The sequence below is a fragment of the Aeromonas sp. PrichA-15 genome (genome assembly GCF_017939245.1).
Lineage (GTDB): Bacteria > Pseudomonadota > Gammaproteobacteria > Enterobacterales > Aeromonadaceae > Aeromonas > Aeromonas caviae.
The window spans coordinates 1-607 of record NZ_JAGKRH010000308.1; the positions used below are offsets into that span (position 1 = coordinate 1).

Genomic DNA, 607 nt, shown 5'->3' on the forward strand with positions numbered 1-607 from the left:
TTTGGTTTTCGCCAAGAAGTTTCCAAAGCACTTGTAACAAATGTTTGAGAACTACTTTTTAAATCAGCTTTCCAGATTGTTAAAGAGCATGTTTGCAACGGTCAGTGACCGAAGAAAACAGACATAAACATGACTGCTTATGTCTGTATTCTTGAGCTGCGAAGAGAAGTGGCGTCCCCTAGGGGATTCGAACCCCTGTTACCGCCGTGAAAGGGCGGTGTCCTAGGCCTCTAGACGAAGGGGACCCAAAATCATCTTTGCGCTGCGTCAGCAGTGCAGATTTTGGGTAATGGCGAGTGCCGAGCCTGCGAGGCCGAGCGCCATTATTCACATCCCAAAACCCAATGATAGGGCTTCTCTTGTTCAACCGTGGGTTGAACAAGCACTGATGCTTTCGCATCAGGTCTTTGCTCTAACTACTTTGAATCAAGGCAATCTGTGTGAACACTCAACAACTTCGACATCTTAAGGTAAGGAGGTGATCCAACCCCAGGTTCCCCTAGGGTTACCTTGTTACGACTTCACCCCAGTCATGAATCACACCGTGGTAAACGCCCTCCCGAAGGTTAAGCTATCTACTTCTGGTGCAACCCACTCCCATGGTGTG

General features: G+C 48.3%; 1 tRNA gene and 1 rRNA gene. Both read right to left on the bottom strand.

Going from position 1 to position 607, the window contains the following annotated elements:
* Positions 1 to 169 precede the first annotated feature (169 nt).
* Positions 170 to 245 (bottom strand) — tRNA-Glu (locus J9889_RS21965).
* Between the two features lie 226 nt (positions 246 to 471).
* Positions 472 to 607: ribosomal RNA gene (locus tag J9889_RS21970) — 16S ribosomal RNA — on the bottom strand; the annotation flags it as partial.